At 59.5% G+C, this 23990-nt stretch carries 25 protein-coding genes and 2 pseudogenes; 17 read left to right on the top strand and 10 right to left on the bottom strand.

Translation table 11 applies throughout. From position 1 onward, the window contains the following. Positions 1-95: 95 nt before the first annotated feature. Positions 96-809, top strand: coding sequence for an HNH endonuclease signature motif containing protein (locus CAF76_RS12115; protein WP_085647355.1), 714 nt, complete (start codon positions 96-98; stop codon positions 807-809). 169 nt (positions 810-978) lie between these two features. Beyond that, positions 979-1965: a hypothetical protein gene (locus tag CAF76_RS12110; RefSeq protein ID WP_085647354.1), complete on the top strand. Its 987-nt coding sequence runs from the start codon at positions 979-981 to the stop codon at positions 1963-1965. Positions 1966-1968: 3 nt separating this feature from the next. Here the strand turns inward: CAF76_RS12110 and CAF76_RS12105 are convergent, their stop codons facing one another. The 3 genes from CAF76_RS12105 to CAF76_RS12095 form a co-directional block, all read right to left on the bottom strand. Further along, a complete protein-coding gene (locus CAF76_RS12105; protein WP_085647353.1) occupies positions 1969-3165 on the bottom strand; it encodes a hypothetical protein in 1197 nt (398 codons plus the stop codon). A gap of 86 nt (positions 3166-3251) precedes the next feature. Next, positions 3252-3971 carry a hypothetical protein gene (locus CAF76_RS12100; protein ID WP_085647352.1) on the bottom strand — a complete coding sequence of 240 codons (720 nt, stop codon included), beginning with the start codon at positions 3969-3971 and terminating at the stop codon, positions 3252-3254. A gap of 55 nt (positions 3972-4026) precedes the next feature. Then, positions 4027-4842 (bottom strand): sulfite exporter TauE/SafE family protein, encoded by an 816-nt coding sequence (locus CAF76_RS12095; protein ID WP_085647351.1) that lies wholly within the window; start codon positions 4840-4842, stop codon positions 4027-4029. Positions 4843-4954: 112 nt separating this feature from the next. Here CAF76_RS12095 and CAF76_RS12090 point away from each other — a divergent pair, with 112 nt between their 5' ends. The 3 genes from CAF76_RS12090 (at position 4955) to CAF76_RS12080 (ending at position 6405) form a co-directional block, all read left to right on the top strand. Next, the gene (locus tag CAF76_RS12090) at positions 4955-5722 is read left to right on the top strand and encodes a helix-turn-helix transcriptional regulator (protein ID WP_085647350.1); all 768 of its coding nucleotides are present in this window, start codon (positions 4955-4957) and stop codon (positions 5720-5722) included. A 93-nt stretch (positions 5723-5815) separates the two neighbouring features. Further along, a complete protein-coding gene (locus CAF76_RS12085) occupies positions 5816-6133 on the top strand; it encodes a hypothetical protein (protein ID WP_085647349.1) in 318 nt (105 codons plus the stop codon). An 11-nt stretch (positions 6134-6144) separates the two neighbouring features. Further along, on the top strand, positions 6145-6405 hold the full coding sequence (locus tag CAF76_RS12080; RefSeq protein WP_085647348.1) for an XRE family transcriptional regulator: 261 nt from the start codon (positions 6145-6147) through the stop codon (positions 6403-6405). A gap of 43 nt (positions 6406-6448) precedes the next feature. Here CAF76_RS12080 and CAF76_RS12075 read toward each other — a convergent pair whose 3' ends face one another. After that, positions 6449-7501: an MBL fold metallo-hydrolase gene (locus CAF76_RS12075; RefSeq protein ID WP_085647347.1), complete on the bottom strand. Its 1053-nt coding sequence runs from the start codon at positions 7499-7501 to the stop codon at positions 6449-6451. A 215-nt stretch (positions 7502-7716) separates the two neighbouring features. On the opposite strand from CAF76_RS12075, the gene CAF76_RS12070 reads away from it, so the two are divergent. The 4 genes and pseudogenes from CAF76_RS12070 to CAF76_RS29040 all read left to right on the top strand — a co-directional run bounded on the left by CAF76_RS12070 (position 7717) and on the right by CAF76_RS29040 (position 11020). Continuing rightward, positions 7717-8325, top strand: coding sequence for a TetR/AcrR family transcriptional regulator (locus CAF76_RS12070; RefSeq protein ID WP_085647346.1), 609 nt, complete (start codon positions 7717-7719; stop codon positions 8323-8325). 146 nt (positions 8326-8471) lie between these two features. After that, positions 8472-9524 (top strand): annotated as a pseudogene (locus CAF76_RS12065) (diguanylate cyclase). Positions 9525-9694: 170 nt separating this feature from the next. Then, a pseudogene (locus tag CAF76_RS29045) lies at positions 9695-10474 on the top strand (PAS domain-containing protein); the annotation flags it as partial. Continuing rightward, positions 10460-11020: a methyl-accepting chemotaxis protein gene (locus CAF76_RS29040; protein WP_371857932.1), complete on the top strand. Its 561-nt coding sequence runs from the start codon at positions 10460-10462 to the stop codon at positions 11018-11020. The pseudogene CAF76_RS29045 and the gene CAF76_RS29040, both read left to right, overlap by 15 nt. A 6-nt stretch (positions 11021-11026) precedes the next feature. Here CAF76_RS29040 and CAF76_RS12055 read toward each other — a convergent pair whose 3' ends face one another. After that, entirely contained in the window at positions 11027-11890 is an 864-nt protein-coding gene (locus tag CAF76_RS12055) for a LysR family transcriptional regulator (RefSeq protein ID WP_256579607.1), read from the bottom strand. Between the two features lie 93 nt (positions 11891-11983). Here CAF76_RS12055 and CAF76_RS12050 point away from each other — a divergent pair, with 93 nt between their 5' ends. Beyond that, positions 11984-12691 carry a CTP synthase gene (locus CAF76_RS12050; RefSeq protein WP_085647344.1) on the top strand — a complete coding sequence of 236 codons (708 nt, stop codon included), beginning with the start codon at positions 11984-11986 and terminating at the stop codon, positions 12689-12691. Next, positions 12688-13002, top strand: coding sequence for an antibiotic biosynthesis monooxygenase (locus tag CAF76_RS12045; RefSeq protein ID WP_085647343.1), 315 nt, complete (start codon positions 12688-12690; stop codon positions 13000-13002). The genes CAF76_RS12050 and CAF76_RS12045 overlap by 4 nt, the downstream gene beginning before the upstream one ends. A gap of 127 nt (positions 13003-13129) precedes the next feature. Here CAF76_RS12045 and CAF76_RS12040 read toward each other — a convergent pair whose 3' ends face one another. Beyond that, a complete protein-coding gene (locus CAF76_RS12040; RefSeq protein ID WP_007951085.1) occupies positions 13130-13456 on the bottom strand; it encodes a DUF2025 family protein in 327 nt (108 codons plus the stop codon). Between the two features lie 218 nt (positions 13457-13674). Between CAF76_RS12040 and CAF76_RS12035 the strand changes: the two genes are divergently transcribed. Both CAF76_RS12035 and CAF76_RS12030 read left to right on the top strand, forming a co-directional pair. Further along, a complete protein-coding gene (locus CAF76_RS12035; protein ID WP_085647342.1) occupies positions 13675-14802 on the top strand; it encodes a glycerophosphodiester phosphodiesterase in 1128 nt (375 codons plus the stop codon). 138 nt (positions 14803-14940) lie between these two features. After that, positions 14941-15246 carry a PepSY domain-containing protein gene (locus tag CAF76_RS12030; RefSeq protein ID WP_007963131.1) on the top strand — a complete coding sequence of 102 codons (306 nt, stop codon included), beginning with the start codon at positions 14941-14943 and terminating at the stop codon, positions 15244-15246. A gap of 278 nt (positions 15247-15524) precedes the next feature. Here CAF76_RS12030 and CAF76_RS12025 read toward each other — a convergent pair whose 3' ends face one another. Together CAF76_RS12025 and CAF76_RS29035 are read right to left on the bottom strand one after the other, a co-directional pair. Continuing rightward, entirely contained in the window at positions 15525-15968 is a 444-nt protein-coding gene (locus CAF76_RS12025) for a hypothetical protein (protein ID WP_085647341.1), read from the bottom strand. A gap of 112 nt (positions 15969-16080) precedes the next feature. Further along, on the bottom strand, positions 16081-16689 hold the full coding sequence (locus tag CAF76_RS29035; RefSeq protein WP_371857930.1) for a methyl-accepting chemotaxis protein: 609 nt from the start codon (positions 16687-16689) through the stop codon (positions 16081-16083). A gap of 1289 nt (positions 16690-17978) precedes the next feature. On the opposite strand from CAF76_RS29035, the gene CAF76_RS12015 reads away from it, so the two are divergent. Continuing rightward, entirely contained in the window at positions 17979-19001 is a 1023-nt protein-coding gene (locus tag CAF76_RS12015; protein ID WP_085647339.1) for a transporter, read from the top strand. 108 nt (positions 19002-19109) lie between these two features. Then, on the top strand, positions 19110-20723 hold the full coding sequence (locus CAF76_RS12010) for an inorganic phosphate transporter (protein ID WP_064598853.1): 1614 nt from the start codon (positions 19110-19112) through the stop codon (positions 20721-20723). A 53-nt stretch (positions 20724-20776) separates the two neighbouring features. Here the strand turns inward: CAF76_RS12010 and CAF76_RS12005 are convergent, their stop codons facing one another. Beyond that, the gene (locus tag CAF76_RS12005) at positions 20777-21673 is read right to left on the bottom strand and encodes a LysR family transcriptional regulator (RefSeq protein ID WP_085647338.1); all 897 of its coding nucleotides are present in this window, start codon (positions 21671-21673) and stop codon (positions 20777-20779) included. 120 nt (positions 21674-21793) lie between these two features. Between CAF76_RS12005 and CAF76_RS12000 the strand changes: the two genes are divergently transcribed. Beyond that, positions 21794-22549, top strand: a complete 756-nt coding sequence (locus CAF76_RS12000; RefSeq protein WP_085647337.1) for an SDR family NAD(P)-dependent oxidoreductase — start codon at positions 21794-21796, stop codon at positions 22547-22549. Between the two features lie 60 nt (positions 22550-22609). Here the strand turns inward: CAF76_RS12000 and CAF76_RS11995 are convergent, their stop codons facing one another. Next, positions 22610-23047 (bottom strand): multidrug/biocide efflux PACE transporter, encoded by a 438-nt coding sequence (locus tag CAF76_RS11995; RefSeq protein WP_085647336.1) that lies wholly within the window; start codon positions 23045-23047, stop codon positions 22610-22612. Between the two features lie 88 nt (positions 23048-23135). Between CAF76_RS11995 and CAF76_RS11990 the strand changes: the two genes are divergently transcribed. Further along, positions 23136-23990, top strand: coding sequence for a LysR family transcriptional regulator (locus tag CAF76_RS11990; protein WP_085647335.1), 855 nt, complete (start codon positions 23136-23138; stop codon positions 23988-23990).

The raw sequence follows: 23990 nt of genomic DNA, 5'->3' as shown, positions 1-23990 counted from the left end.
TCGCGAGATCCGTCGTTATTTTCTGTAGGAATTTTCGTAGACATCGGTAATGGCCACTCAGTATCGTCCGAGGGTTTTCAACCCTCGGCGATTGTATGGATACGGAAAAAACTAATAGCGATTGGAGTGACGTAGAGATTCAGGCTGCGGTCGATGCCTACCTCAAGATGCTGGCGCGTGAGCAGAGCGGCCAGAAATTCGTCAAGACTGAGGAAAATCGCATTCTGCGTGAAGGCCCACTCGCCGGCCGGACGAAGGGTTCTGTCGAATTTCGGATGCAGAACATTTCTACCGTGTTGGTAGAAATGGGTCGAAAGCGAATTGAAGGCTACAAACCTGCCAAGAATGTTGGTGCGAATGTAGCGCGTAGCATCCGTAAAGCACTTGATGATTCCACCGTTCTGACGCTTGAAGATTCTGATCCAACTGCGGACGAAGCGTTACTGGAACAACGCGCAGACAAATTTGAGCGAACGCAATTTGATTACGTCCCCAAAGGTATAAAGACACCTCTTCAAACGACGTCCACCAGAAAAGTTTACTTTCGTGATCCCGAATTGAGGGGCTGGGTTCGTCAGGAAGCCAATGGGAAGTGCGAAGGTTGTGGCGAAGAAGCGCCATTTAAGAAAAATGGAAAACCGTTTCTTGAAGTTCATCACGTAAAGCATATGTCGCAAGAAGGATCGGACCAGCCTTCGAATGTCGTGGCGCTGTGTCCCAACTGTCACCAACGTTGCCACCATTCGGATGACAGAGAGGCTTTCACTGCTTGGCTGTATGACAACGTTGGAAGACTCGAAAGGGAATAATCGCGGTTTATCTGACTAATCGCGTTTGCTGATTTCTGGGCTGCTTCTCAGCCCAGCGGGAGCAGGCTCACTCATACAGATTTTGCATCACCCCGAAAACAATCAGTGCAACCCACCCCACCACCCGCTATTAATACCCCTCCCCCCACTCAAGGACCCGAGCCCCACCATGAAATTCGACCTCGCCTACTGCCTCAGCCTCGACGACAAGTTGTCGATCTATGACGTTCGCGATCTCAATTTCGATGAGACGGTGGCGTTCGATTCCGCGAAGGAACACTTCCAGTGCCCCAACGACGCCTGTCGTGCGGCGTTCGATGCTTCCAACGAGTTGGGTACGTTCAACGCCAAGAACGTGAATTACGTGCGCACGCCGCACTTCAAGAATCTGCCCGGTACGCAGCATGTGGCGGGTTGTCCGTATGTGAGTTTGAAGACGTCGGCGTCGGGGGTTGAGGCGGCGGATGGGGAGTCGGATGACGGGCGGGAGGAGCATTTTCCGTCGGAGTTGTTGCTGACGCGTTGTGAGTATGTGCGCAAGCCTGCCGCGCCTACGGGGGCGGCGGATGTGTTGCGGGATGATCCGGTGCGGGTGGCGATCTCCCCCTCAAAAGAATCGCCGAGTCGGGAGACGGCGCCGGACAAGACCAGTGTCTTCGCTCACCCCGTGGAGTGTTTTGTGTCGAACTTCGCGGACAAGGATTTGCTCAAGCGCATGCCGTTGAAGATTGGCGAGCATACGGCGCCGTACAGCTCGTTCTTCAAGAAGATCGAGTACTTGATGGACAACAAGGGGCTGATTTATTGGGGTCGGATCAAGAAGATCGAGGACTTTCACAGCGCCAGTTTCCGGATCGATTTCGAGGACAAGGTCTGGTTCAAGAAGCCGGATGACAGCAAGAAGAAGCCTTATCCGGTCAGTGTCTATCTCAACAAAAAGCTGATCGACAACTACCGCAAGCGCAAGGCGTTTCTCGAAGAGATCAAGCACGCGATCGAAAGTGATAAGGAGTTGTTCTGCTTCTTTTATGGTGTGACGCCGGAGTTGAAGCAGGTGCCGGGCAAGAAGAACCCCGAAAAGCCTTTCGAGGTCTTTAATGCCAATATCGAGAACCTGGATCACTTCATCATTCGTGAAGCGCCGGGTTTGGCGTGATGGTTAGCCCTTGGGCAGTTGCAGTTGGACGGCGCCGGGGTGTTGTTTGATGAGGGAGTACGGCAGGATCGACCACTCCGGCGCATCGCAGGCGCGGGCGACGCGGGCGAAGTAGGCGCCCAGGTACAGACCTTTCGGGGTGAAGTGCCAGGACGGATAACCCCAGATGCTTTCATCGGTGTAGTCGCAACTGTCCTCATCGCCCTCCGCCGGTTTCTTCATTTCCTCGGGGTAGAGCGTGGTGAGTTGTTTGATCAGCCACGGCACCAGCACTTCGCGCTGGTAAGTCGAGCGCGCTGCACTTTCTTTTTCGCTCAGCGGCTGATCGCCCAGACTATCGCGCTCGGCGTGCAGCAGTGGTTTGCCCTCGCCTACCCACAACACATCTTCCAGCGACAACGGATGGCCGGTGTTCACGTCGATGTTGAGCGGCGAATCGCCGAAGTCCGGATGCGCGCCGCCGCAGTAATAGCTGGTCGAGATATTCAGGCTGACCACGGCTGGCGAGATCAGTTGCGGTTGTGCCTGCTGCATGAACTCGACGTTTTCCCCGCCCTGCAACTGGCAGCCGTGATAGCTGATGACTTTGCTCCACAAGCGCCCGAGCAACTGTTGGTTGACCCGCTGCAGGTCATCTTTCGTCAGGCCGGATTCCACGGTAAACAACGCGATCTTCGACTCGGGCTCCGTCCACCATTGCAGGGTGTAGCCCATGAAATCTTCTTTTTTCGTGGCCTTGAGCTTGAGCCCCTGTAGCCGCAGATATTCGTACGGTTCGCTGGCGGGCAGCGTGGCGATGAAGGGCAAAGTGGTGGAGGCCGGCGCCGCAAGTTTGGCCTCAGAGAGTTGCACCGTAAGCTTTTTGCCCTGAGGACTTTGCCATTCGCCCTGCCAGCCGTTGGCGGTTTCTTCCAGCTTGAGGGTTGGCAGCGGCTTGTCGTCGCCGTAGCGATTATTGCCCTCGACCAGCGTCAGCGTGCTGTCCTGCAACGCGCCACTGAGAGGCAGATCGCGGTGATACTTCTCGTAGAAGTAACGGCCGGTCACTTCATCCTGCTGCTGGGTGTTGAGCTCAACCACAATCGGTGTCTTGCCCAGCGTGCCGGTGAACACACGTCTGCCGTCGTCAGCCTGAGCGGTGGAAAGCAGTGAAAACAACGCGGCGGCATATGGCGCCAGGCGCAACAGTCCCTTGAGCATGGATCGATCCCTGAATGAGTCGGAGGTCGCGCCGGGACGTGAGTGCCGGCGCTAGTGAATGCGGGGCGGATTATGGCGGGGGTGGCTTAAGTAATCGAGTTTTGTCGGTTGTACTCTTCCAGCCAGGCTTCGCGCTCGACTGCTGCTATCTCCCGATACACTTGCATGCGGCGCGTCTTTGCCGCTTGAACTTCGTCCTCATCCAGCGCGCAATAACGACGAAGCCAATGAACGGTCATCTCCTCATCCGGGTAGTAGTAACCCTTGGCGCCCTTGCTGTTTCTCGGGGTGTCGTTCATCTGCGCGTCGAACACCATGGCTGCGACTTCATCAGGCGGTAAACAACCGGCCCCTGCGGCCTTGTCCTGGAAGACCCAGGCAATTTCATCGATGTGTTTTTGTGCGCTGCGATGGCTGCGGCGATAGAACTGCTGCGGTCGACACATCCACTGGAATCGCTCAATCAACGGTTCAATATCAATCCACTCGGAGAGCCCGTGATGGGTTGCATGAAGCATGACACCGTTGAACCAGCGATCAGCGAGTTGCCCCACAAATGCATCCAGATCGGCCTTTTTCATGTCGGCGAAAACCATGCAATAGCGAGTCTTGATGTGCATGGCGAACAGCACATGCTTTCGTTGCACAGTGATCGCATGCACCAACCACTGCTCGACAGCACTGTCCATCTCATCATCTTCGATAGTTGACGATGGCGGGGCGAAATCCACCGGGGTGATCTTTTTTCCCTGGTGGACACGACTGAAGAACTTGCTGGCAGCTTCGGTGCAATTGAAGATCAGCATCCTTGATCTCTAATAAATAATCGGGAGGATCAAACATGGGACTGTCGACTCACGACTACTTCACCGACATTCCCAACATCACAATAACCAACAATCCAATATAAACCCAAGCATGCACCCGATCCGGTATCCGCCCGATCCATCGTGTGGCCAGTCGAATCCCCAACATCGAGCCAAGCGTCAGCACCGCAAACGCCAGCAGATCCACATACCCGATAAACCATGGCCCTAGTTCTGTCTCGCTGAACCCCGCCAACAGCATGTACGTCAGCGTTCCCGCCAGCGCCACTGGCACGCTCAACGGATTGGCCATCGACGTCGCCTGCGACATGCTCAACCCGCAACGCCGCAATAACGGCACGGTCATGACGCTTCCTCCTACACCAAGAAAGGTTGCGATGGCGCCAATGCCTACACTGCCGCCGGACGTTTCCAGTGTTCCCAATCGCCGTGGGATGGCGCCTTCGGACTGCGTAAGAAATCCGCGTCGCAGCAGGCAATCGACAATCGTCACGCCGAGGTAGGCTATGAAGGCATAACGAATGATTTCGCCGCTGACCCACACCGCGGCGATTGCGCCGACGACTGCGCCCAATCCGATGAACCCGCCTAAGGGCCACAGGTAATCACGGATGAGGTTGCCGGCACGGCGGTGTTTATCGGTGGCGACCAGGGCGTTGACGATCATGACGCAGGTCGAGGTGGCGACGGCGATGTGCATGGCGGATTGGCTGATCGGGTCGTCGGCGCCGTGGCTCGCGGTGAGCATGCGGTACAGCAGCGGCACGACGACGAAGCCGCCGCCGAAGCCGAAGAGCACGGCGGTGACGCCGGTCAGGCAGCCGAAGAGTGTCAGCAAGAGGTAGAACATGGCGCGTCGTCCGTGGTTGGGGAGCGGTCGACGATAGAGCGTCGGTGCTTGGCCTGCTTCAGCAAGTCAGCCAATAATGTTCGCGCTTACGCCAACTGCCGGGTGCCGCTCGATGCGCAATGTTTCGATCAATCTGCTGGATGACACGCCACGCCCGGTGGTGGCGATCGGTACGGATTATTCCCACGGCTATCTGTTGCCACGTCATACGCATCGGCGGGCGCAATTGTTGTACGGCGCGACCGGGGTGATGCAGGTCAGCACGCATGACGGCAACTGGGTGGTGCCGCCGCAGCGGGCGGTGTGGATTCCGCCGGGGGTGGCGCATGAGGTGTTGATGCTAGGGGTCAGCACGCGCAGTTTGTATATCGAGCCGGGGGCGGTGGATCTGGGCGAGCGTTGTCAGGTGATCAGTGTGTCGCCATTGATGCGGCACTTGCTGATGGAAGCCGTGGAGTTGCCGCTGACGTATGACCTGACCGGGCGTGACGGCGTGCTGATCGACTTGTTGCTGCATGAATTGGTGCGCAGTGCACCGTTGCCGTTGCATATCCCGCTGCCGTCTGACGGACGACTGCTCGAGCTGTGTAAGACCTTTCTGCATCAGCCGAATGCCCACCAATCACCCCAGCATTGGGCCGATCAGCTGCACGTAAGCTTACGCACCTTCAACAGACTGTTTCGTCAGCAGACCGGCCTGAGTTTCAGTCAATGGCGCCAGCGCGCCTGCGTGGTACTGGCGCTGGCACGGCTGGCGGCGGGTGAAGCAGTGACGCGGATTGCCCTGGATTTCGGTTATGACAGCCCGGCGGCGTTCTCGACGATGTTCCGCCGGACCCTCGGTCAGGCACCGTCCGTCTGGTTGGAGGCGGCGAACTAGGGCAAATCAAAAAATGCGTTTGATCCCGGCCGAAAACAACTGTACAAAAACACAGTACATTTTCCATCAGCACTCTCGAGCCCGGAGCACACCATGGCCTCTTCAGCGATGAACCTCATCCTCGAACGTATCGCCCTTTTCCAGTTCACCCCGACGCATTGCGCCCAGGCCCGAGGGATGTTGGGCTGGAGCATTGAACAGTTGTCGCGAGAGGCCAAGGTTTCAGTAGACGACATTCAGCGGTTCGAAGCGCAACAGGACGTGGCGGATTCGGCGCGGCTGGCGTTGACCTATCGGTTCGAGGCGCAGGGGTTGGTGTTCTTTCCGGGGTTTGCGCCGGGGCGTTCGACAAGCATCAAAGGGACCACGGTCGAGTCGGTGGAACGTGGGAATTATGCGATGGCAGACTGAGGACTCAGGACTTGATCGAAATTGAGGAAAGCACAGGTAACGTTTATCAAGACCTAGGGGTTGGTGATGCATGCGAGATGCAGACCAAATCTGAAGCGGTGATGAAGTTGGCTGCACTGATGGAAACTGCGCAGTTGAGCGGAAGTGAAGCGGCGGACAAACTTGAGATATCGCTGGAGAAACTAGAGGAAATTCTCCGTGGGCGGTTCCGCGACGTTCCATCCGCCGCAATTTCAAAATACATGAATCAGATATCGGTAAACGAAGCCTGAAAGAGCGGTTCGCTCCCGTGGGGGAGCGAACCTGAGAAACTCGTCAGGCCCCTTGCACCACCGCCTCACTCTCCCCTTCAACCGCCAACCACCACGCATTCCCCCGTTGCGGTTGTGCCAGGTTAAACACCTCGCCCATTTTCGGCGTGGTGATGGACACACTGCGTTCCCAGGCCAGCGCCAGAATGCGGTCGAACGGCTCATGCCAGGCATGCATCGCCAGGTCGAACGTGCCGTTGTGGATCGGGAACAGCCAGCGGCCCTTGAGATCAATGTGGGCTTGCAGGGTTTCTTCCGGCTGCATGTGCACGTGGGGCCATTCGACGTTGTAGGCACCGGTTTCCATCAGGGTCACGTCGAACGGGCCGTACTGTTCCCCAATGCGTTTAAAGCCGTCGAAATAACCGCTGTCACCGCTGAAGAAAATTCGCGTGTCGCCATCGATGATCACCCACGAAGCCCACAGGGTCTGGTTGCCATCGAACAGGCCACGGCCGGAGAAATGCTGCGACGGGGTGGCGATGAAGCGGATGCCGGCGACTTCGGTGCCTTGCCACCAGTCGAACTGGCGAACCTTGCCGGCATCGATGCCCCATTTGATCAGGGTGTCACCGACGCCCAGCGGGGTCAGGAACACGTTGACCTTGTCCGCCAGTTTCAATACGGCCTCGTAGTCGAGGTGGTCGTAATGGTTGTGCGACAGGATCACGGCTTCGATCGGCGGCAACTCGTCAATGCTGATCGGCGGCTGGTGAAAACGTTTCGGCCCGGCCCATTGCACAGGCGAGGCGCGCTCGGCAAACACCGGGTCGGTGATCCAGAACTTGTCTTGCAGTTTCAACAGCAAGGTCGAGTGACCGAGGCGGTAGACACTCTGGTTGGGAGCGGCGATCAGGTCGGCGCGGGTCAGTGGCTGCACCGGGATGGCTGCCGTCGGCCGGGTGTTGCGTGGTTTGTGGAAGATCATGTTCCACATGATCCGCAGCATCTTGCGCAAACCTTCGCGCTGCACCGGCGCGTGGTTACGGAAAGTCCCTTCGGCCTGGCGCGAAGCTTCAGGTGCTGGACTAACCGCGGAAGAAATTGATTTGGCCATGACTGAAAGACTCCAGGAAAACCGCACAATTCACGGTTTTCCACGGTGGGACGATAGAGGGCCAAGGCACGCACGCATCAGCCGGACATCTGGTTTTAGGGTGCACCGATTAAGGCAACATTACACTGATCGGTGTAGTTTCTAGGTTGCATCAAACCGGATGCCAAGTAAACTGCCGAGTGTAATTCTCTCCTTTTTCCTGCCGAATCCAATTTATGACAGCTCCAACGCGCCTCACCGACCGCAAACGCGAAGCCATCATCCTCGCGGCCATTGCCGAGTTCCGGGCCAACGGTTTCGAGGTCACCAGCATGGACAAAATCGCGGCGAGCGCCGGGGTGTCGAAGCGCACGGTGTACAACCATTTCCCCAGCAAGGAAGAGCTTTTCGCCGAAATTCTCAATCAGTTGTGGGCACGGATCAGCACCGAGCAGGCCGTGTCGTATCAGCCCGATCAGCCCTTGCGGGATCAGTTGCGAACGATGCTGTTGGCCAAGTTGCAAATGATGGCGGACGACAACTTCATGAATCTGGCCCGTGTCGCCATCGCGGCTGCGATCCACTCGCCGGAACGCGCGCAGAACATGGTGGCGCGCATGGGCGAACGTGAGGAAAGCGTGACCGTGTGGATTCGTGCCGCACAGGCGGATGGTCGATTGAAACCGGTCGATCCAGAGTTCGCCGCCCATCAAGTGCAGGGGCTGCTGAAAACCTTTGCCTTCTGGCCGCAGATCTCCCTGGGCCAGCCCTCGCTCGAGAGCACGATGCAAAATGCCGTGGTCGATTCTGCAATCGACATGTTCCTGGCCTGCTATCAGCTCTAGATCAGGCCTGCGCCACAGTAAATGGCTCACAAGGACACTGAATTTTCCCGCTGGAATAAATGACAATGCCTGCCATTGGCCGATGAACGGTCACGCTGAAGAATTACACTGCAAAGTGTTTCAGAATGAATCTGGCGCAGAACACCATGGAAAACCAACGCGGCAAAGGCTTGTCATTCGCCAGACGCATTTACCTGCCGCGAGCCATCGGGCTGGGCATCGGCTTCTTCAGCGTGGGCGCCGCGATGTATCCGTTGAACATGCCGGGCTGGGTCTGGGCCTTGTAGCTGTTTAACGGTTTTCTCTGGCCGCATGTGGCCTATCAATGGTCGACCCGCTCGGCCTTTCCCTATCGCGCCGAACGCCGCAACCTGCTCTATGACTCGGTGTTCGGCGGTTTCTGGACCGCCTGTTTCCAGTTCAACCCACTGACCACCGTGACCATTCTGTCGATGATGACCATGAACAACGTGGCCGCCGGTGGCGTGCGCCTGTTCTGGCTCGGCGCGCTCGCCCAGGTGATCGGCGTGCTGCTGGGCTGGTCAATGTTCGGGGTCAAGTTCACTCTGACGGCCACGCAGACTCAAGTCTGGGCCTGCCTGCCGATGCTGACGCTTTATCCGCTGGCTTTGGGAATGGTTTGCTACCGGTTGGCGATCAAACTCGCCGAACACAAACGCACTCTAAGCGCCCTGAGCCGCACCGACAGCCTGACCGGCCTGCTCAACCACGGCGCCTGGAAAGACCTGCTGCATCTCAAGTTTCAGCAGTGCCGACAGCACGATTCCCAAGCGATTCTGGCGCTGATCGACATCGATCATTTCAAGTCGATCAACGACAGTTACGGACACATCGTCGGCGATGCGGTGCTGCGGCAATTGAGTCACGAGCTGAAGTTCGTGCTCGACGGAAGCGAGCTGGCCGGACGATACGGCGGCGACGAATTCTGCGTGATCCTGCCTAACCTGCCCCTGAGCAAGGCCGAAGCGCTGATGAAGCAACTGCGTCAGGGAATGGATCGTTACCGCCATCCCGACGTCCCCGAGCTGCGAGTCAGCCTGAGTATCGGGCTTGCTCGCTATCAAACCTCGTACGCCGATGCCCTTGAGTGGTTCGAAGATTCCGACAAGGCGCTGTACACGGCCAAGCACACGGGACGTAACACAATCAGCGTAGCGTTGAGCCGATCACCCGCCTGAAAAAAACTTGTACAAAATTGAGAAAAATCGATTTCTTGTACAAGTTTATAAAGTTTTGTATAAGTTAATCCGCCAGCCGGGATGCTGGCACACTGCTTCCAGCCATCGATATATCTGGCTGGCTGACGCGGAAACAGGGACCCCACCTTCAGTCCTATTTCCAGAGTGCCATGAACATGATTTTCAACCGCCACAAGACTGCCCTCGTCGATCTCCAAAACACCATCAACCAACAAGCCGGCCTGTTGGAAGCGATCAACCGCTCCATGGCAGTGATCGAATTCGATGTCGACGGTGTGGTTCTGCGCGCCAACGACAACTTCCTGAAAACCATGGGTTACACCCGCGAACAGGTAGTCGGCCAGCCCCATCGCCATTTCTGTTCTCCCGAGTTTGCCCGTGGCAATCAGTACAGCGAGTTGTGGTCGCGATTGAAAAGCGGCCAATTCCAGTCCGGCACCTTTGAACGCATCGACAGCCAGGGCCGACCGATCTGGCTCGAAGCCAGCTATAACCCGATCAAGGATGACTCGGGTCGCGTGGTGAAAGTGGTCAAGTACGCCATGGATGTCACCGCCAAAGTGCAGCAGGAAAGCGAAGCCAATGCGAAATTGCAGGCGATCGACCGCGCCATGGCGGTGATCGAATTCGATCTCGACGGCAATATCCTCACCGCCAATCAGAATTTTCTGACGCGCATGGGCTACACCCTCGCCGAACTCAAAGGCAAACATCACCGTTTGTTCTGCCCCGCGCAGCTGGTCAACAGCAGCGCCTACCAGGATTTCTGGCGCCGGCTGAATCAGGGCGAACTGTTTCAGGGCCAGTTCGAACGCGTCGACAAACGCGGGCAGACCGTGTGGCTTGAAGCCAATTACAACCCGGTCTACGACGCCGCCGGCCGCTTGTGCAAAGTGGTGAAGTTCGCGTCGGACGTGACCGCCCGGGTCGAGCAGCACGAGCAGGATGCGCGCAGTGCCAGCGCCGCCTATCACATCTCGGTGGCCACCCGAAAAGTCGCCGAGCAAGGTACGCAAGTGATTCAGCAAGCGGCCAGTGAAATGCGCGAAATTGCCGACGACATCGCCGAGTCTTCAACCTTGATCGCGCAGCTCGGCGAGCGCTCCGAGCAGATCACCGCCATCGTCAACACCATCCGCGCGATTGCCGATCAGACCAACCTTTTGGCTCTGAACGCCGCCATCGAAGCCGCCCGTGCCGGCGAGCAGGGTCGTGGCTTTGCCGTTGTAGCCGATGAAGTTCGGCAACTGGCGGCACGCACCAGCGGCTCGACAGCGGAAATTTCCAACATGATCGGTCTGATCCAGACCGAAACCCGTCAGGCGATCAAGAGCATGGACGGCACCCGTGGTCGCGCGGCGCAGGGTGTCGAACTGGCGGATCAGGCCGGTACGGTGATTTTGCAGATTCGTGACGGCGCCAGCGAAGCGGTGGAAGCCGTGAGCATGTTCGCCAATGACCGGGCGCCGGGTTAAACGCGATCACGGCAACCGCAGCGCCCGCCCCAGTTCATCGAACAGCGTGACCACCGAGCGCAGTGCGCGGCAGTCCGGGCGGGTGAGCAACCACAGCGCGGTGTCGTAACCGTGCAAGGGTTCGCTCAGCGCTTGCAGATCATCACCGATCAGAAAGTCCGGCAACGCCGCCACGCCCAGTCCGGCGCGTACCAGTTCTGTCACGGACAACATGCTGTTGCAGCGATAGCTCGGCGTCACACCGGGCAACTGCTGACGGCGCCAGGTGACGGTCGGGTGATCAGGCAGAAAATCGTCCGGGGCGATCCAGGTCAGCGCCGCCAGATCAGCCGCTTCAACCTTTTGTAGATAACGCTGACTGGCGCAGACCCGGTAGGAAATCTTCGCCAGCTCACGTCCGACCAGATGCTCCGGCGGTGTACGCGTCAGGCGCAGGGCGATGTCGGCATCGCGGCGGCTGAGGTTGGCGAAATCGTTGGAGGTGCTCAGCTCGATGGTCAGTGCCGGATAGTTCGGCATGAACTGCGCCAGCGCCGGCAGCAGCAAACCTTGCAACACCGAATCGGTACAGGTCAGGCGCACCGTGCCGCTGACTACTTGCCCGCCCTGCTCGACGCCGATTCGCGCCGCTTCCAGTGCTTGCTCGGCACGCTCGGCCTGCTCGGCCAGGGTTTGCGCGAGGCTGGTGGGCAAATAACCGGCGCGGCTTTTTTCGAACAATTGCTGGCCGAGTGACGTTTCCAGTCGGCGCACGGCGCGAAACACCGTCGACACATCGACCTTCAACAACTGCGCGGCCCGGGCCAGAGAGCCGCCGCGCACTAAGGCGAGAATCAGGGCCAGATCCGGGAAATCCAGTTGGTATTGCATGGCTGCATTGATCACTTGGGCAAACGCCAATTTCGAGTGCGTGAACGCCAATCTATAGTGAGCTTCGTCCCTCAACAAGCACAGCGAGTCCTCATGGAATCCAGAGCCCTGCGCATCGCCCTGATCGGTGATTACGATCCGCAAGTCACCGCCCATCAGGCCATCCCGGTCGCCCTCGGACTGGCGGCGGAACACCTTCGCCGTCCGGTCGATTTCCAATGGTTGGCCACCGACCGAATCCTGCCCGAGACGCCGCTGGAACCATTCGACGGTTTCTGGTGTGTGCCGGCCAGCCCCTACAAAAGCGAAGTGGGTGCTCTGCAAGCCATCCGTTTTGCCCGCGAGCAACAGCGACCGTTCCTCGGCACCTGCGGCGGTTTTCAGCATGCGGTGCTGGAGTTTTCCCGCAACGTGCTGGGCTGGGCTGACGCCGAACATGGCGAAACTTCGCCTGACTCGAGCCGCGCAGTGCTCACACCGCTGACCTGCTCGCTGGTGGAAGCAGTGGACAGCATTCATCTGGTGCCCGGTTCGTTGATCGCCAGGGCGTACGAAACGTCGGAAATTCGCGAAGGCTATCGCTGCCGCTACGGTGTGAATCCGCAGTTCGAACGGGAGTTGCTGACCCGTGAACTACACGCCGTAGGTCACGATTCGGCAGGCGATCTGCGCGCCATCGAACTGCAAAGCCATGTGTTCTTTGTCGCCACACTGTTCCAGCCGGAACGTGCAGCGCTAAAGGGGAACTTGCCACCGCTGGTGCGGGCGTTTGTCGAAGCCTGCTCGGAGCACTGTCGATGAATCCGAACACTGCGTGTTTCGCCGTGATCTTCACTTCGACCCGCACCGAGGGCGATAACGGCTATGCCGAGGCCTCCGAGCGCATGATGCAATTGGTTGCCGAGCAACCGGGTTTTCTCGGCATCGATTCGATTCGGGGGGCAGACGGGCTGGGGATTACGGTTTCGTACTGGGAGAGTGAGGCGGCAATTCTGGCGTGGCGCGAGCATCCGGAGCACCGGGTGATTCAGGCGCGTGGACGGGCCGAGTGGTATTCGGCGTTTCATACGCGGGTGTGTCGGGTGGAGCGGGAGTATCGGTTCGGGATGTGAGTCTCGGAGTATGCTCACTGGCCTCATCGCGAGCAGGCTCGCTCCCACAGGGAGATTTGTGGACGCCATAGATCCATTGTGGGAGCCAGCCTGCTGGCGATGGTGGCAAATGAATCGATTCGGGTGATCAGCCCTTCACCAGACTACGCACCGCCTCGATCTCCGGCACCTCGCGCTTGTTCATGTAAACGCGCAACGGCTCGGTAATGTTGATCCGGTCATCAATATTTTGATCCAGCAATAACTGGATCAGCTCACGCTTGAGAGTCATGGTCTGTTCGGTGGTCGGTGCCCAGACGAATTCGCTGCACGGAATGATGCCGTCATCGGCCACGTCCATGCCGAACGAATCCTCACTGAAGCGCACGATGTACTGACCGGTCTTGCGGTTGAGGCCGACAAAGCCCTTGAGGTCGTCGGCGGCCTGGCAGATGAGTTGCGATGTGATGCGCATGGTAAACCTCACAAAAGTGATCGAAGGTTTACACGCAGGGCAATGGGTGGCGCGCCCTCTGCCGGGGCGGTTGCCGTGGCCAAGCGTACTGCAAACGAACGCACAAAAGTGCGCAAATTTTCGCTTTCAGTACGTTTATGTCGGTCTCGCGATAGCAGGTTTTCGTTTGAGTTGCTAAAAGGTACATCTTTGAAAATGCCTGCGAAAGGAACTCGATAATGCCCGCCACTTTCACCAAAAGCGCACTGCTGCTGAGCCTGATGCTCGGCCTCGGTCAGGCCCACGCCGCCAACCAGTCGAGCCCCGTCGCACTGGCCGCCACTCAAGGCATTCCGCACCCGGCGGTGATCGCCCACCGTGGCGCCTCCTTCGATGCCCCGGAATCCACCGCTGCGTCCTACAAACTGGCCCGCGACCTGGGCGCCGATTACCTGGAAATGGATTTGCAGCGCAGCAAGGACGGCGTGCTGTTCGCCCTGCACGACGACAACCTGCAACGCACCACCGATGTCGCCAGCAAATTCCCGGAGCGCAAGGACAGCCCGGCCAATGCCTTCACCATGGCCGAACTGAAAACCCTCGACGCCGGCAGCTGGTACAACGCCAAGTACCCGGATCGCGCCCGCCCGTCCTATGTCGGTCTGAAGATTCTGACCCTCGACGAAATCATCGACATCGCCCAGGCCAACCCAAAGCACAAACCCGGCCTGTACATCGAAACCAAGGAGCCGAAGCTGTTCCCGGGGATCGAGCATGACCTGAAGGAAAAACTCCAGGATCGCGGCTGGTTGAGTCCGGCCGGTTCGAAACTGGCGAAAAGCGCCCTCGGCGTCGGTCAGGGCAAAGGCAAGGTGATCCTGCAGACGTTCGAGAAGAGCAGCCTGGAAATGCTGCAGAAGGAAATGCCGCAGGTGCCGAAAATCCTGTTGCTGTGGGTGGGCGAAGGCAGCATCGAGCCGAAATCCAAAGTGACCTTCGCCGAATCCGGCGAGAAGGACAAGAACGCGTTCTACGGCAAGCAGGAGCCGAAATCCGAAGCCGAGTTCAAGCAGTGGATCGACTACGCCAAGGCCCAGGGTGCAATCGGCACCGGCCCTTCGGCGAAGCTGACCCACGGTGGCGATCAGAGCTATTCGGATCTGGTGCAGCCCTGGATGAACCAGTACACCCACGATCAGGGCCTGCTGGTGCACGTCTACACCGTGGATGAGCCGGTGGACTTCGAGAAAGTCATGGCCGCCGGCGTCGACGGCATCTTCACCAACCGCGCCAGCGAACTGCTGAAATTCTACAAACGCCCGGCCGCCGCCAGTGTGGATCAGGTGTTGAAGAACAACGGCTTCTGATCTGCAAATTCGGGCGTCAGTATCGCGAGCAGGCTCGCTCCCTCGGGGAGTCCGGCCTGCTCGCTGCGTTTTAAGGGTGAATTAAGTTGCGGTGATTAACCTGAACTCACTTAAACGAATCACCCAAAGGAATAACCGATGAAAACTTTGACTGCCCTGTTTACCGCTGCCGCCCTGACCCTCACCGCTGGCCTGGCCCAGGCTGACGTTCGCGTTGACCAGATCCCGCAACTGGTCAAGGAAGGCAAGATCAAATCGCTGGAGTCGATGAACGCAGAAGCGCTGAAACTGCATCCGGGTGCGACCATTACTGACACTGACCTGGATAACCACTTCAATGGTTATGAGTACGAAGTTGAACTCAAAACTGCCGATGGGAAAGAATTCGATGTGGACTTCGATGCCACCACCGGCAAGGTGCTGAGCAACAAGCAAGATACTTGATTGGCTGATAAAACAAAGCCGCACGACTTTTGGGTTGTGCGGCTTTTTTGTGTCTGGCGTTTGACGAAACTCCGGTTTCGCCTGTGAGAACCATCCCCTCACCCCAGCCCTCCCGAAACGTCGGACCGCCCCCAAGGGGGCGAGGGGGAAAGGGAGCCGATCTTCATGCTGTTCAAACCTGAGTTCGACTCAGAACTGTCAGGTCGGCGTAACTCGAACATTCAAATCCGTCAGTCCCCTCTCCCTTTGGGAGAGGGCTAGGGTGAGGGGGAAAGGCTTCACGCGGTCGTACTGACCAACGAACCGGAAGTACCGCTGTCCGAATCCTGCAACGCCGCCAACAACGCCGCCGTCGCCGTCTGCAACGAAGCCGACGTCGTCGCGATCTGCGATTGCGCAGCCGCCACATCCGCAGCCTTCGCATCCTGACTTTCCTGCTTGGCCTGAGCCGCTTGCAACGCCTGCTGCTCTTCCTGCAACTGCTTCTGCAGCTCGGCAATCTGCTTGCGCAGTTCCTTCACCGTATCCGATTCATCGCTGCTGGAACTGCTGTCGCCCGCCGGCGCCGCACCGCCGCCTGCTGCGACTTTGCTGGTGTCTGCCTTCACGCCAGTGCTGGCCGCCGCAGTGGTCGAGGTGTCGTCGCCCGTGTCGGCAATCGAGGTTTTGCTGGTAGACGTAGTGACGGTCTGATTGATCGAAACAGACGTGATGCTGACCATGGGGAATCTCCAATGCCGGTGATAGATAACCGGGCATCGGCGGCGGTCTGCACGAATTGAGATCGACTGTGTACCGACTCGGTATCCGAACCGGTACACAGTCCCTGGCCGGTCAGACGCTCAGGCGAGCGGTGACGTCGTTCAGTTGGCCGGACAGGCCATGCAGGTTCTGGCTGGCGCTTTCGGTGCGCTGCACGTTGTCGAGGTTGGTGCTGGCGATCGAGGTGATCTCGGTCAGGTTGCGCGAGATGTCTTCGGCCACCGAGGTCTGCTCTTCGGCTGCCGTGGCGATCTGACGGTTCATGTCGCGGATTGCTTCCACCGCGTGGGTGATGCGCTCGAGCATGGCGCCGGCCTGGGTCACTTGCTCGACGCTTTCATCGCTGCGGGTCTGGCCGCTGTCGATGGCGTGGGCCGCATCCACCGCGCCGGTCTGCACGCTGTGGATGATCTGGTTGATCTCGATGATCGACTCCGCCGTACGCTGCGCGAGGTTGCGAACCTCGTCGGCGACCACCGCAAAACCACGCCCGGCTTCACCGGCCCGGGCCGCTTCGATGGCGGCGTTGAGCGCCAGCAGGTTGGTCTGCTCGGCGATTCCGCGGATCACTTCCAGCACCTTGCCGATGCGACCGCTATCGGCTTCCAGACGGCGGATGACCGTGGCGGTGTTGGCGATTTCGCCGCGCATCTGGGTGATGCTGTGGATGGTGCTCTGCATGACCTTCTCGCCCTGTTGCGCGGACTGGTCGGCATCGTCGGCAGCACGAGCGGCGTCGGCCGCATGACGGGCGACTTCCTGGGCAGTGGCGGACATTTCGTTCATCGCGGTGGCCACCTGATCGGTGCGGTTGAACTGTTCGTTGGTGCCGCCGGCCATCAGCGTGGCGATGGCATTCAACTCGCCGCTGGCGTTGTCCAGATCCTTGGCGCTGCGTTGCAGATGATTGAAGGTTTCGGCGAGGAAATCGCGCAGGGTGTTGGCGGCAGCCGCCAAGTTGCCCAGTTCGTCCTGACGGTCGCTGACCACGCGCTCGACCAGACGGCCCCTGCTCAACTGGGTGACATAGTCGATGAGCTTGCGGATCGGCTCGACCAGGTTGCGGTTGACCAGCCACAGGCTCAGCAAACCAATCAGCAAACCCGACGCGAGCATCACCAGCAGCCCCAGCCACACAGTGCGATCAGCACTGGCGCTGATCTGCGCCGATTGCTCGGTGCCCTGCTTGCGCAACTCGGCGACCAGTTCGCTCATCTGATCGCTGGCGGCACGGTCAACGCCTTTGACGGCGGCATCGCCAGCAGTCGGATCGGCACCGGCGGCGACGTAGGCATCACGACCCTTCTGGTACGCAGCGCCGAGCAGACGATGTTCTTCGCGCAGGCGTTCGATGCGGGTTTTCAGCGCAGGCTCGAGGCCTTTCTGGTTGGCCAGCTCACCGAGGATGCCCTGCACATCGCGCTGACGGTCTTCGAACTGGCCCCAGTACTTGGCCAGATCCGCCGATTGCTTGCCGCGCAGCAGGACGTTTTTCCACTCCTGGACCTGCACCTTGAATTGCAGGTTGGCTTCGTCGATCAGTTGCGAAGTGTGCAAGGGGCCGGCGATCAACTGGCTGTAACTCTGCACGCCGTTGGACAGGAAGTGAAAGCAGGCCAGCGCGATCAACAGCATCGCCAGCAGGCTGCCGCTCAGCAGGGCGAGAATTTGCGCTCTCAGGGATTTTTGCAGCATTGCAGGTACTCGGGACATGGATGAGGCACGTCCGGTAAGACGTGATTTTTTTGCCGGACATCCGTGTCGGCGGACCTTGGCTCTTGGCCGAAGGCGCGCAACCTAACTCATGCGTGATCGGCGTGCCAGAAGCCTTCTTGAGTCATTTCCGACCGCCGGTAACGCGTTGATTTGACGTCATTTTGCTGTCACACAAGCGTCATGTGACATTGCGATGATGCGGCTCAGGTGAATCTGTAAATCCCGCGACAGACGCCTCCTCGCAGCGAGCCTTCATGAACCACAGCCTCGATATCAGCCATCGCGATCCTGACCTGTTCGGCCTGCTTTACGGCTTTCGATTTCGCCCCGGCGAACGCGGGCGCGAGGTGGATTCGGCGACCGCACTGCGCTGCCTGCAAGACGATAGCGAAAGCGATGAATTTCTCTGGCTGCACCTGAACCTGGCCCACGCTGCGTGCGAGCGCTGGATGAAAAGCCATCTGCAGTTGCCCGAAGAGTTTTTCGAAGCGCTGCACGAAGGTTCGCGTTCGACCCGCATCGAGCATGTCGATTCGGCGTTGCTGGCGGTGGTCAACGATGTGGTGTTCAACCTCAGCAGCATGGTGTCGTCGGACGTTTCGACGCTTTGGGTCTGCGTGCGCAGCAAACTGATCGTCAGTGCGCGCCTGCAACCGCTGCACTCGGTGGACAAGCTGCGGTCGTCGGTGAAGTCCGGCGAGTGCTTTCGTTCGCCGCTGGAACTGCTGGTGCACCTGCTGCGCGACCAGGGCGAAGTGCTGACCCAGATCGTGCGCAAGACCAGCATGAGCGTCGATCAGGTCGAGGACGAATTGCTCTCCTCGCGGCTGTCGACCAACCGCGCCGAACTCGGCGCCAACCGGCGGGTGCTGGTGCGCCTGCAACGGCTGCTGGCGCTGGAACCGGGTTCGCTGCTGCGCCTGCTCAACCGGCCGCCGCCCTGGTTGCAGAAGGAAGACGTGAAGGAGCTGCGCAAGTCCACCGAGGAGTTCGCGCTGATCATCAACGACCTCACGGCTCTGGGCGAGCGAATCAAGCTGTTGCAGGAAGAGATCGCCGCCAACCTCAACGAACAGAGCAACCGCACGCTGTTCACTCTGACCGTGGTCACGGTGCTGGCGCTGCCGATCAACATCATCGCCGGTTTCTTCGGCATGAACGTTGGCGGCGTGCCGCTGGCCACCGATCCGGAAGGGTTCTGGATTCTGGTGGCGCTGGTGGCAACGTTTACCGTGATCGCCGGGCGCTGGGCGTTTCGCAAACGCCGGGATTATTAAGACCGGCGGCGCGGCCAATCCGCCAAACACTGATCTGTCGCAGTCTCTCTGTAATATTTAGCAACGATCATGGGCGACACTCCTTCCCCCGCTCAGGATTGTCCGCTCATGGCTACTCCCTCCCTGACCGTCAGCCCGGCCTCCGCTGCCAGCGGCAGGCCGGCCCTCGACAAAAAAACCGGCCCCTTCACTTACGTGGTGTTCTTCGCCGTGCTGGCCATGGGAATGCTGTTCACCGCCTACAGCCTGATGCACGACATGCACGAACTCGGCACGGTGGTCACCACCTGGACCCCGTTCCTGCTGCTCGGCGTAGCCCTGTTGATTGCGCTGGGCTTCGAGTTCGTCAACGGCTTCCACGACACCGCCAACGCCGTGGCCACGGTGATCTACACCCACTCTCTGCCGCCGAATGTGGCCGTGGTGTGGTCGGGATTCTTCAACTTCCTCGGCGTGCTGCTGTCCAGCGGTGCAGTCGCGTTCGGCATCATTGCGCTGCTGCCAGTAGAGTTAATTCTGCAAGTCGGCTCGTCCGCCGGTTTCGCGATGATCTTCGCCCTGCTGATCGCGGCGATCCTGTGGAACCTAGGCACCTGGTGGCTGGGCCTGCCGGCCTCGTCATCGCACACGTTGATCGGTTCGATCATCGGCGTCGGCGTGGCCAACGCGCTGATGCATGGCCGCGACGGCACCAGCGGTGTGGACTGGGCCCAGGCAACCAAGATCGGCTACGCGCTGCTGCTGTCGCCGCTGGTGGGTTTCGGTTGTGCAGCGCTGTTGCTGCTGGCGTTGCGCGCGTTCGTGAAAAACCGTTCGCTGTACAAGGCGCCGGAAGGCAATACCCCGCCGCCGTGGTGGATTCGTGGCTTGCTGATTTTGACCTGCACCGGCGTGTCGTTCGCTCACGGTTCCAACGACGGTCAGAAAGGCATGGGCCTGATCATGCTGATTCTGGTCGGCACCCTGCCGATGGCTTATGCACTGAACCGCACGATGCCGGAAGAACAGTCGCTGCAATTCGCCGCCGTCGCCCAAGTGACCCAGCAAGCGCTGGTGAAAAGTGCACCACTGCCGGCACCGGCCGATCCGCGCGCCGTGCTCTCCGACTACGTGCGCAGCAAGGAAGCCACGCCACAACTGATCCCGGCCCTCGCCGTCCTGACCGGGCACATCGGTGAAGAAGTCAAAGGCTACGGCTCGCTGGCGAAAGTCCCGGCCGAGGCCATGGGCAACGTGCGTAACGACATGTACCTGGCCAGCGAAACCATTCGCCTGATGGACAAGAACAAGGTCGGCACCTTCGACGCCGACACCAGCGGCAAGCTGCAACTGTTCAAGCAACAGATCGACAACGCCACGCGGTTCATTCCGCTGTGGGTGAAGATCGCGGTGGCGATTGCGTTGGGGCTGGGCACCATGGTCGGCTGGAAGCGGATCGTGGTCACGGTCGGCGAGAAGATCGGCAAGACCCACCTGACCTACGCCCAGGGCGCCTCGGCGGAAACCGTGGCGATGCTGACCATCGGCGCCGCCGACATGTTCGGTCTGCCGGTGTCGACCACTCATGTGCTGTCCTCGGGCGTGGCCGGGACCATGGTCGCCAACGGTGGCGGTTTGCAGATGAAGACCATCCGCAATCTGCTGATGGCGTGGGTACTGACCTTGCCGGCGGCGATTCTGTTGTCGGGCAGCCTGTATTGGCTGTTTACCCAGATTTTCTGATCCAGCCGAATCCCTGTGAGAGCCGTTGCTCCCACAGGGATTTGCGGCATGAATCAAAGCGTCGAGCGAATCAAATCCCCCAGCCAGTCCATGAACATCCGCACCCGCAACGGCAGCTGCCGCTGCCTCGCGTACAACAGTGAAATGCCCATCGCCGGCGCGGTGTATTGCGGCAGCACCGTCACCACCTCACCGGTGTCCAGATAAGTATTCATGCCGGTGCGCGGCACCTGGATCAGACCAAACCCGCCCAGACATGCCGACTCGTACGCATCGGTGCTGTTGACGGTCACACTGCCGGCCATCGGCACCCGGTGGACCTGTCCGTCCTGCTCGTAGACAAACCCTTCCGAACGCGAACCCAGCACACCGACGTAGTGCACCAGTCGATGCTGCGCCAGATCTTCAATGGTCTGCGGCACGCCGTAGCGCTCCAGGTACGCGGGGCTGGCGCAGTTGATCATGCTGAAATCCCCCAGGTGCCGCGCCACCACCGATTGATCGGGCTGCGCGCCGATGCGCAGCACGCAATCGAAACCTTCGGCGAGCAGGTCGACCCGGCGATCGGTGCTGCTGATTTCCAGTTCCAGGTTCGGATGACGGGCCATGAATTCCGGCAACTTCGGCATGATCAGCCGCCGCGCCAGAATGTTCGGCATGTCAATCCGGATCCGCCCGGTCAGCGACGCTTCGTCCTGACGGAACAGGTTTTCGATTTCGTCCATGTGCGACAGCAGATCCTTGCTCCGCTCATACAGCGCGAGGCCGTCCTGAGTCGCCTGGACCTTGCGCGTGGTGCGTTGCAGCAGGCGCGTGCCGAGCAGGGTTTCCAGCGCCTGCACCTGCTCGGATACCGTTGAGCGCGGCAGCCCCAGACTCTCCCCCGCCATCGTGAAACTCGACAATTCGCTGACCCGGACGAAGGTGCGCAGCAGTTCCAGTTTGTTCATGGGCCACCCATTGATTGTTCGGACAATCCGACCAGTGATTCCGGTTTCAGTCTGTTTATCACCTCATGGCGGATAAATAAACTTTGCCCCATCAACCGTCACCGCCATCGAGGAAGACCCATGAACCGCAAAATCGCATTGATCACCGGTGCCAGCCGTGGCCTCGGCAAGAACGCCGCCCTGCACCTCGCCGCGCAAGGCGTGGACATCATCGGCACCTACAACAGCCGCGCCGATGAAGCCCAGGCGCTGGTGCAGGAACTGCAAACACTCGGCGCCAAAGCCGTGATGCTGCAACTGGATGTCGGCCGCAGCGAAGGCTTTGCCGATTTCGCTGTGCGAGTCGAGCAGGCGCTGCAACAGCTCGAGCGTCCGCGCTTCGATTTCCTGATCAACAACGCCGGAATTGGCGTGCATGCCTCCTTCGCCGACACCACGCCGGAGCAGTTCGACCTGCTGATGAACGTGCAGTTGAAAGGGCCGTTCTTCCTGACTCAGCAATTGCTGCCGCTGATCAACGATGGCGGGCGGATCATCAACATCTCCAGCGGTCTGGCCCGTTTCACCCTGCCGGGTTATGCCGCTTACGCTGCGATGAAAGGCGCGATGGAAGTGCTGACCCGTTATCAGGCCAAGGAGCTGGGCGCGCGGCAGATCGCCGTGAATATCCTGGCACCGGGGGCCATCGAAACCGACTTCGGCGGCGGCGCGGTGCGCGACAATTCGGCACTGAACGCCATGGTCGCCAGCAACACCGCCCTGGGCCGTGCCGGGCAGCCGGATGACATTGGCGGTGCGCTGGCGCTGCTGCTGTCGCCGGGGGCGCAGTGGCTCAACGGTCAGCGGATTGAAGCGTCGGGCGGGATGTTTCTCTAAACCCTGCAAAAATCCCGGACAAAAAAAATCGCAGCCCTCACAGGCGGCGATTTTTTGTTTTCAGCTCTGGCAGACGCTCCGCATCACCAGTCGCTCGCGCACCACGTCATAACCCCAGTGGTAGACGTAGGTGTACGGCAGGAAGAACAGCAGCACGCCGATGTCGAGCAGGAACGCCTGCCACAGGCTGACCGACAGCCACCAGGCAATCAGCGGCACGCCCATCACGATCAACCCGCCCTCGAACAGCAGCGCGTGCGCCACTCGCACCCAGGCGTTGTGAGCGATGTTCCAGCGCTTGAGCATCCGGTCGAAGAAGCCGTTGAACACCACGTTCCAGCTCAGGGCCAACATCGCGATTGCGATGGTGACGGCGCCCATTTCGACCAGCGGTTTGCCCATGATCCACGCCAGCAACGGGGTACAGATCAGGATCGCCAGCAGTTCGAAACCGATGGCCTGGAAGATACGTTCAGTGATGGATTTGTTGGCAGTCATGGCCGAAGTCCTCTGTGAAGATGGTTGCCATGATCCAGCACCGCACCGATACTTCATAACCAATAACCATCGATCAAGGCGATAGTTCATGGCATCTCAGGAAGTGTTGCTGGCGTTTGTCCAGGCGGCGACTCAAGGTTCGTTTTCGGCGGCGGCGCGCAAACTCGGGCGCAGTCAGTCGACCGTGAGCGCGGCGGTGGCCAGTCTTGAGATCGATCTGGATCTGGTGCTGTTCGACCGCAGCAGCCGCAAACCGACACTGACTCCGGCGGGGCACGTGATGCTGCAACGGGCCGACGCGATTCTGTCCGCCACCAGCCGTCTGGAAATGACCGCCCGGCAATTGGCTCAGGGCGTCGAGCCGAAACTCACGGTGGCGATTTCCGACACTTATCAGTCCGACCGTTTCGAGGCGGCGCTGGTGGGGTTCGAGCAGCGTTATCCGGATCTGGAGCTGGAATGCCTGATCGCCGAGTGCGATGACCTGGTCGAACTGGTGCAGCGCGGTCGAGCGCATCTGGCGTTCGCCGAAATGCAGGACAACTACCCACCGGATCTGGCGAGCGCGACCGTCGCCGAGCGTACGGAAATCGCTTTGTTCGTGGGGCGTGGTCATCCGTTGGCGACGCACGATTCCATCGATCAAACGGTCCTTGAACAGCATCGCGAGCTGCGCCTGGCCACCATCGTCAATCCCTATGACAGTCGCGGCAAAGGTCGGGTGTGGTCGGCGCCGAGTTATCTGATGCTGCTGGAAATGGCTGAAAAAGGTTTCGGCTGGGCCCCGCTGCCGCGCTGGCTGGTAGAGCGTTTCGGCAATGACTTGCTGGTGGAACTGAAGGTGCGTGGCTGGCCGAAACCGGTGTTCGTCGATGCGCTGTGGTCGCGGCTGTACCCGCCGGGGCCGGCGGGGAGCTGGTTGCTGAGCAAGATGCTGGAGTAG

This window comes from Pseudomonas sp. B40(2017), assembly GCF_002112855.1.
Taxonomy (GTDB): Bacteria; Pseudomonadota; Gammaproteobacteria; order Pseudomonadales; family Pseudomonadaceae; genus Aquipseudomonas; species Aquipseudomonas pharyngis.
The sequence above is the reverse complement of the archived record's forward strand: the minus strand, read 5'-3'. Positions and strand labels throughout refer to the sequence as shown.

What these genes read in the sequence shown, in the direction of transcription:
- CAF76_RS12115 (WP_085647355.1), top strand. Translation starts at nt 96, where the DNA reads ATGGATACGGAAAAAACTAATAGCGATTGGAGTGACGTAGAGATTCAG.
- CAF76_RS12110 (WP_085647354.1), top strand. Translation starts at nt 979, where the DNA reads ATGAAATTCGACCTCGCCTACTGCCTCAGCCTCGACGACAAGTTGTCG.
- CAF76_RS12105 (WP_085647353.1), bottom strand. Translation starts at nt 3,165, where the DNA reads ATGCTCAAGGGACTGTTGCGCCTGGCGCCATATGCCGCCGCGTTGTTT.
- CAF76_RS12100 (WP_085647352.1), bottom strand. Translation starts at nt 3,971, where the DNA reads ATGCTGATCTTCAATTGCACCGAAGCTGCCAGCAAGTTCTTCAGTCGT.
- CAF76_RS12095 (WP_085647351.1), bottom strand. Translation starts at nt 4,842, where the DNA reads ATGTTCTACCTCTTGCTGACACTCTTCGGCTGCCTGACCGGCGTCACC.
- CAF76_RS12090 (WP_085647350.1), top strand. Translation starts at nt 4,955, where the DNA reads ATGCGCAATGTTTCGATCAATCTGCTGGATGACACGCCACGCCCGGTG.
- CAF76_RS12085 (WP_085647349.1), top strand. Translation starts at nt 5,816, where the DNA reads ATGGCCTCTTCAGCGATGAACCTCATCCTCGAACGTATCGCCCTTTTC.
- CAF76_RS12075 (WP_085647347.1), bottom strand. Translation starts at nt 7,501, where the DNA reads ATGGCCAAATCAATTTCTTCCGCGGTTAGTCCAGCACCTGAAGCTTCG.
- CAF76_RS12070 (WP_085647346.1), top strand. Translation starts at nt 7,717, where the DNA reads ATGACAGCTCCAACGCGCCTCACCGACCGCAAACGCGAAGCCATCATC.
- CAF76_RS12055 (WP_256579607.1), bottom strand. Translation starts at nt 11,890, where the DNA reads ATGCAATACCAACTGGATTTCCCGGATCTGGCCCTGATTCTCGCCTTA.
- CAF76_RS12050 (WP_085647344.1), top strand. Translation starts at nt 11,984, where the DNA reads ATGGAATCCAGAGCCCTGCGCATCGCCCTGATCGGTGATTACGATCCG.
- CAF76_RS12045 (WP_085647343.1), top strand. Translation starts at nt 12,688, where the DNA reads ATGAATCCGAACACTGCGTGTTTCGCCGTGATCTTCACTTCGACCCGC.
- CAF76_RS12040 (WP_007951085.1), bottom strand. Translation starts at nt 13,456, where the DNA reads ATGCGCATCACATCGCAACTCATCTGCCAGGCCGCCGACGACCTCAAG.
- CAF76_RS12035 (WP_085647342.1), top strand. Translation starts at nt 13,675, where the DNA reads ATGCCCGCCACTTTCACCAAAAGCGCACTGCTGCTGAGCCTGATGCTC.
- CAF76_RS12030 (WP_007963131.1), top strand. Translation starts at nt 14,941, where the DNA reads ATGAAAACTTTGACTGCCCTGTTTACCGCTGCCGCCCTGACCCTCACC.
- CAF76_RS12025 (WP_085647341.1), bottom strand. Translation starts at nt 15,968, where the DNA reads ATGGTCAGCATCACGTCTGTTTCGATCAATCAGACCGTCACTACGTCT.
- CAF76_RS29035 (WP_371857930.1), bottom strand. Translation starts at nt 16,689, where the DNA reads ATGCAGAGCACCATCCACAGCATCACCCAGATGCGCGGCGAAATCGCC.
- CAF76_RS12015 (WP_085647339.1), top strand. Translation starts at nt 17,979, where the DNA reads ATGAACCACAGCCTCGATATCAGCCATCGCGATCCTGACCTGTTCGGC.
- CAF76_RS12010 (WP_064598853.1), top strand. Translation starts at nt 19,110, where the DNA reads ATGGCTACTCCCTCCCTGACCGTCAGCCCGGCCTCCGCTGCCAGCGGC.
- CAF76_RS12005 (WP_085647338.1), bottom strand. Translation starts at nt 21,673, where the DNA reads ATGAACAAACTGGAACTGCTGCGCACCTTCGTCCGGGTCAGCGAATTG.
- CAF76_RS12000 (WP_085647337.1), top strand. Translation starts at nt 21,794, where the DNA reads ATGAACCGCAAAATCGCATTGATCACCGGTGCCAGCCGTGGCCTCGGC.
- CAF76_RS11995 (WP_085647336.1), bottom strand. Translation starts at nt 23,047, where the DNA reads ATGACTGCCAACAAATCCATCACTGAACGTATCTTCCAGGCCATCGGT.
- CAF76_RS11990 (WP_085647335.1), top strand. Translation starts at nt 23,136, where the DNA reads ATGGCATCTCAGGAAGTGTTGCTGGCGTTTGTCCAGGCGGCGACTCAA.